The organism is Asanoa iriomotensis, from assembly GCF_016862515.1.
In the GTDB taxonomy this organism is placed as follows: domain Bacteria; phylum Actinomycetota; class Actinomycetes; order Mycobacteriales; family Micromonosporaceae; genus Asanoa; species Asanoa iriomotensis.
The window spans coordinates 1-5,752 of sequence record NZ_BONC01000146.1; the positions used below are offsets into that span (position 1 = coordinate 1).

Here is a 5,752-nt window from a genome sequence, read left to right on the forward strand (position 1 = left end):
GGCAGGACACGCCCTAGCCCGGTCCTACCGCGGACCGGTGCCTGAGCGAGGCGGCGGGCCGGCGGGCATCGGCCTGGCGCCCACCGTGCGGGCCGCGTCGGCGGCCAGGTGGCGGGCGGCCAGTGCCCGGGCCTTGAGCGCGCGGGGGCCGGCGGTCAGCGCCCGCGGCTTGGTCTCGGCGGTCTCGTGGTGGTGCTGCGGCTCGGCGTACCGCGTCAGGCCGATCACCGCGATCAGCGTGATGAAGAAGCCGAGGCCGGCCAGCCACTCGCGGCCGGAGTGGATCTGGTCGCCGAGGAACAGCAGGCCGATCGCGGCGGCCGGCACCGCGGCCGCGGCGTCCATCGACGCGACCGCCGCGGTAGTCGAACCGCGCTGCATCGCGAGGCCGATCAGGAGTTGGCCGAGCAGGGAGGCGCCGATCAGCACGTAGAGCAGCGGGCTGGAGACGAACTCGGAGATGGAGTGGCTGGAGGCCAGCGGGCGGCCGGCGATCGCGGCGGCCGAGAACGCCATGCCGGCCAGCAGGCCGAGCGCCACCGCGCCGGGCACGCCGTGCAGCCGGGCGGCGAAGACGCCGACCACGGCGATGGCCGCCAGCCAGACGAGCAGCATGGCCAGGCCGCCGGAGCCGATCCCGTGTGCCTGGGCCGGCTTCGCGGAGATGACCAGCGCGAAGAGGCCGCCGAAGAGCAGGGCGAGCAGGCCGACCTCGGCCCGCGGGAGCTTCCAGCGCAGGATCAGCACTCCGCAGAGCGCGGTCACACCCAACCCGGCGGACGCCGCCGACTGCACGAGGAAGAGGGGTAGGTCACGGCGGGCCACGAAGGCCAGCAGGAAGCCGACGACCTGGAAGCCGAGGCCGTACAGGTAGATCCGCTGGCTGGCCAGTCGGACCAGCAGTTTCGGGTTGCACGAGGTGTGCAGCTTGGTCCGTGTTGCCGCGACCGATTGGAGGAGGTTGGCGACTCCGTAGGCGATGACCATCGCCGCGAGGAAGCCCCAACTGGTGGACAGCACCCGGGCACAGTAACGGAGGTTCCTGGCATTGCGCTCGGCGACCGGCCGAACCTGGCGCCCAGCGGTTACGAGGGGTATTTCGATCAAAACGCCAGGTTAGAGATGATCTCGTGAAACCCGACAAGCCGTCAGCTCAAGCGGGTAAGCACCTCTTCGTGAATTTTTCCGTTGGTGGCCACCGCGCTCCCGCCGGACGGACCCGGTTGGCCGGACAAATCGGTGAAGCTGCCGCCCGCCTCGGTGACGATCGGGATGAGCGCCGCCACGTCCCACAGGGACAGCTCCGGCTCGACCATGACGTCGACGGCTCCCTCGGCGACGAGCATGTAGCCGTAGAAGTCGCCGTAGGCCCGGCTCCGCCAGCTCTGCCGGATCAGGTCGAGCATCGGGTCCAGGCGGCCGGTCTCCTCCCAGCCGTGCAGGCTCGAGTAGCAGAAGCTCGCGTCGCCGATCCGCCGGACGCCGGAGACCCGGATCGCGGTGGCCGCGGTCGTGTGCCGGCCGGCGAACGCGCCGTGGCCGAGGGCCGCCCACCAGCGCCGGCCGAGCGCGGGCGCGGAGACCAGGCCGACCACCGGCCGGTCGCCCTCCATCAGCGCGATCAGGGTGGCCCAGATCGGCACGCCGCGGATGTAGTTCTTGGTGCCGTCGATCGGGTCGATCACCCACTGCCGGTGGCCCGGGCCCGCCGCCGCCGCGGACACGCCGTACTCCTCGCCGAGCACGCTGTCCCGCGGCCGGGTGCGGCCGAGGGTGGCCCGCAGCGCGCGTTCGACCGCCTGGTCGGCGTCGGAGACGGGGGTCAGGTCGGGCTTGGACTCGACCCGCAGGTCGAGCGCGCGGAACCGGTCCATGGAGATCTTGTCAGCGGTGTCGGCGAGAACATGGGCGAGCGAGAGGTCGTCCGCGTACCGGGGGGCCATGGCGGCAGACGTTACTAGTTTTCGGTGTCTTCCCCGGCGCGGGAGGCGAGCAGGCGGCGGTACGAGGCGAGGCGGCGCGGGTCGGCTTTGCCGGCGGCCACCCAGGCGTCGAGGGCGCAGTCGACGTCGTTCGGGGTGTGCTCACAGTTCGGCCGGCATTCGACCGTGCCCTCGACCAGGTCCGGGAAGCCGTGCAGCAGGCTCTCGGCCGAGACGTGGGCCAGCCCGAAGCTGCGTACGCCGGGCGTGTCGATGATCCAACCGGCGTCACCGGGCAGCCGCAGCGCCACCGCGCTGGTCGAGGTGTGCCGGCCGCGCCCGATCGCGCTGACCACGCCCACCGCCCGGTCGGCGTCCGGCACGAGGCGGTTGACCAGGGTCGACTTGCCCACGCCGGAGTGGCCGACGAGCACGGAGACCCGGTCGGCCAGGCGGTCCCGCACCGCGGCCAGGTCGGAGTCGGGGCGCACCAGCACGTGCGGCAGGTCCAGCTCGGCGTAGTAGTGGAGCACCTCCGCCGGACCGGCCAGGTCGGCCTTGGTCAGGCACAGCAGCGGGTCGATGTCGGCGTCGTACGCGGCCACCAGGCAGCGGTCGATGAAACCGGTGCGGGGCGGGGGATCGGACAGCGAGCTGACGATGACGAGCTGGTCGGCGTTGGCGACCACGACCCGTTCGAGCCGGCCCTCGGGCGTGGTGTCGTCGTCGTCCGCGGTGCGGCGCAGCACCGAGGTGCGTGCGGCGATCCGGACGATGCGGGCCAGCGCGCCGGCCGCGCCCGAGGTGTCGCCGACCAGCGCGACCCGGTCGCCCACCACCACGGACTTCCGGCCGAGCTCGCGGGCGCGCATCGCCGTCACCGGCGGGCCGTCGACCTCGATCGTGTAGCGGCCCCGGTCGACCGCGACGACGAATCCGTCGACCGCGTCGTCGTGCTTCGGGCGGGTGCGGGTACGCGGGCGCGAGGAGCGGGCGGGTCGCACCCGCACGTCGTCCTCGTCGTACTCCCGTTTTCTGCCCGGCAGCGCCTTCTCCCTACTTGCCCGTGACCATCGCCGACCATAGTGCCGGGAAGTCTGGCATCGTCTTGGAGGTACACGCCACGTCGTCGAGCTCGATGCCGGGGACCGCGAGGCCGACCACGGCGCCGGCGTGGGCCATCCGGTGGTCGTCGTAGGTGTGGAAGACGCCGCCGCGCAGCGGGCGGGGCGTGATCTCGAGGCTGTCGGGCGTCTCCGCGACCGCGGCGCCGAGCGCGGTCAGCTCGCGGGTCAGCGCGGCCAGCCGGTCGGTCTCGTGCCCGCGGATGTGCCCGACACCGCGCAGCCGCGACGGCGAGTCGGCCAGCGCGCCGAGCGCGGCCAGCACGGGGGTCATCTCGCCCACCTCGGAGAGGTCGGCGTCGAGCCCGTGCAGCACGCCGGTGCCCCGCACGGTCAGCCCGTCGGTGCCGAGGGTGACCTCGCCGCCCATCTCGTCGAGCAGCGCGCGCAACCGGTCGACCGGCTGGGCGCTGCTGCGCGGCCAGCCGAGCAGGGTGACCGTGCCGCCGGTGATCAGCGCGGCCGCGAAGAACGGCATCGCGCCGGACAGGTCGGGCTCGATCGTCCAGCCCCGCCCGGTCAGCTTGCCGGGCTCGACCACCCAGAGGTCCCGCACGGAGTCGTCGACGCCGGCGCCGGCGGCGCGCAGCATCTGCACGGTCATCCGGACGTGCGGCGCGGACGGGACGGGCGGGCCGTCGTGCCGCACCACCACGCCGCGGTCGAAGTCGGGCGCGGCCAGCAGGAGGCCGGAGACGAGTTGGCTGGACGCGGACGCGTCGATCACGACCTCGCCGCCGGTGACCCGGCCGGTGCCGCGGATCGTCATCGGCAGGCTGCCGGTCGGCGGGGTGTCGATGCTGACGCCCAGCGAGCGCAGCGCGTCGACCAGCGGGCGCAGCGGGCGCTGCCGCACCGAGGGGTCGCCGTCGAAGGTGACCGTGCCCTGTGCCAGCGCGGCGATCGCCGGCATGAAGCGCATCACGGTGCCGGCCTGGCCGACGTCGACGTGCGCCGGGCCCTGCAGCGTGCCCGGGCGCACGACCCAGCGGTCGTCGTCGACGGTGGAGACGCTGACACCCATGGCCCGCAGGCCGCCCGCCATCATCTCGGTGTCGCGCGCCCGCAGCGGTCGGGCGAGCGTCGACGGGCCGACCCCGATCGCGCTGAGCACGAGCGCGCGGGCGGTCATCGACTTGGAGCCGGGCAGCTGGACGGTCGCGGTGACCGGCTCGGCGGCGGTCGGCGCGTTCCACGGCACGTGTGCGGTCTGTCGGGCCACGTACTCCAGTCTGACCTGCCGGACCGCCGCTCCGCGATCGACATCGCGCACTCCCGCGTGCCGGGACGAGTTGCGCTAGCGTGACGGCCATGTGCGGGCGGTACGCGACGACGAAGGACGCGCCTGACCTCAGTGCGCTCTTCGAGGCGTTCGACGACACCCGCGACGGCCTGGTGGCCGATTACAACGTGGCGCCGACCGACCCGGTGCCGGTGGTCCGGATGTCCCAGCGGCTGGGCGGCCGCACGCTCTCGGTGGCCCGGTGGGGGCTGGTGCCGAGCTGGTCCGGCGACACCAAGGGCGCGGCCCGCATGATCAACGCACGGGCCGAGACGGTGGCCACCACCCCGGCCTATGCGCGGGCGTTCGCCGGCAAGCGTTGCCTGGTGCCGGCCGACGGCTGGTACGAGTGGGTGCGCAAGCCCGGCGGCGGCAAGCAGGCCTATTTCATGACCGCGCCGGAGCCCGTGGTGTTCGGTGGCCTGTGGGCCGCGTGGGGCGACCAGAAGCTGTTGACCTGCAGCATCGTGACCATGGCGGCGCTCGGTGACCTGGCCCTCGTGCACAACCGGATGCCGCTGGTGCTCGCGCCCGACCGGTGGGCGGCGTGGCTCGCCGGCGGCGGTGACGCGGGCGAGCTGCTGGCTCCGCCGTCCGACGCGACGCTGGCCGGCATCGAGATCCGCCCGGTCGGTGCGGCTGTCGGCGACGTCCGCAACGACGGTCCCGATCTGGTGGCCCGGGTGGCCGCGCCCGCGCTGGCCGCGCCGCATGAGGAACCGGTCGAACTGACCCTTTTTTGATCTTCAATGCGCGGCGCTTGATATTTCCCTTTCCCGTCGTCTTGTTGCGATTTCTCGTAACAGACTTTCCGCAGGTTCGATGCAAACTCTTGTCTCCAGCATCACGAGTGCGATAGAACACAGCGCCGGCAATGGGTGCCTTCTCGCACCGGGCGACGACACCCATTGGGTCAACCGATCTCGCGCCAGTTGCGCGGAATGCCGGCCCCACGGGGGAGGTGGGTTGCAGATGACACGGGCGCGTATGCCACGCCCGCATGAGGTCGCCGCGGCACGTCGGGATCCACGACTGCTACGCGCGTCGGCCGAACGACAACTCGACGAAGCCTGGCGCACCAGGGGTGTGTGCCAATCCGTCGATCCGGAGACGTTCTTCCCGGCGCCGAGCGAGCCGGCCGACACCGCCATCGCGCTGTGCCGCACCTGTGACGTGCAGGGTGCGTGCCTGGCGTGGGCGCTGGAGGTCGGCGACTGCCACGGCGTCTGGGGCGGCACCACACCGCGCGAGCGGCGGGCGATGTTGGTCGCCTGGCGCGGTCAGCTCACCCGCGGCGCCGAAACCATCGACTCGGGGCCGCCGATGCGCGACCTTTCGCTGGAACTGGTGCCGGTGAGCTGACATAGCCGCCCTAGGGGGTGTCTCGTGGGTCAGGGCGGCACCGCACCGGGCCCAGACGACGA

The 5,752-nt window shown here is 72.8% G+C and carries 6 protein-coding genes; 2 read left to right on the forward strand and 4 right to left on the reverse strand.

Going from position 1 to position 5,752, the window contains the following annotated elements; all coding sequences use genetic code 11:
* Positions 1 to 24: 24 nt before the first annotated feature.
* The 4 genes from Air01nite_RS40280 to aroA form a co-directional block, all read right to left on the reverse strand.
* On the reverse strand, positions 25 to 987 hold the full coding sequence (locus Air01nite_RS40280; protein WP_239091295.1) for a hypothetical protein: 963 nt from the start codon (positions 985 to 987) through the stop codon (positions 25 to 27).
* Positions 988 to 1,148: 161 nt separating this feature from the next.
* Complete coding sequence (gene hisN, locus Air01nite_RS40285) at positions 1,149 to 1,943, reverse strand: histidinol-phosphatase (RefSeq protein ID WP_203708737.1); 795 nt, start codon at positions 1,941 to 1,943, stop codon at positions 1,149 to 1,151.
* Positions 1,944 to 1,957: 14 nt separating this feature from the next.
* Positions 1,958 to 2,926, reverse strand: coding sequence for a ribosome small subunit-dependent GTPase A (gene rsgA, locus Air01nite_RS40290; RefSeq protein WP_239091296.1), 969 nt, complete (start codon positions 2,924 to 2,926; stop codon positions 1,958 to 1,960).
* 52 nt (positions 2,927 to 2,978) lie between these two features.
* The gene (gene aroA, locus Air01nite_RS40295) at positions 2,979 to 4,268 is read right to left on the reverse strand and encodes a 3-phosphoshikimate 1-carboxyvinyltransferase (protein WP_203708739.1); all 1,290 of its coding nucleotides are present in this window, start codon (positions 4,266 to 4,268) and stop codon (positions 2,979 to 2,981) included.
* Between the two features lie 89 nt (positions 4,269 to 4,357).
* On the opposite strand from aroA, the gene Air01nite_RS40300 reads away from it, so the two are divergent.
* Both Air01nite_RS40300 and Air01nite_RS40305 read left to right on the forward strand, forming a co-directional pair.
* Entirely contained in the window at positions 4,358 to 5,071 is a 714-nt protein-coding gene (locus Air01nite_RS40300) for an SOS response-associated peptidase (RefSeq protein WP_203708741.1), read from the forward strand.
* Positions 5,072 to 5,300: 229 nt separating this feature from the next.
* Positions 5,301 to 5,690 (forward strand): WhiB family transcriptional regulator, encoded by a 390-nt coding sequence (locus Air01nite_RS40305; RefSeq protein WP_203708743.1) that lies wholly within the window; start codon positions 5,301 to 5,303, stop codon positions 5,688 to 5,690.
* Positions 5,691 to 5,752 lie beyond the last annotated feature (62 nt).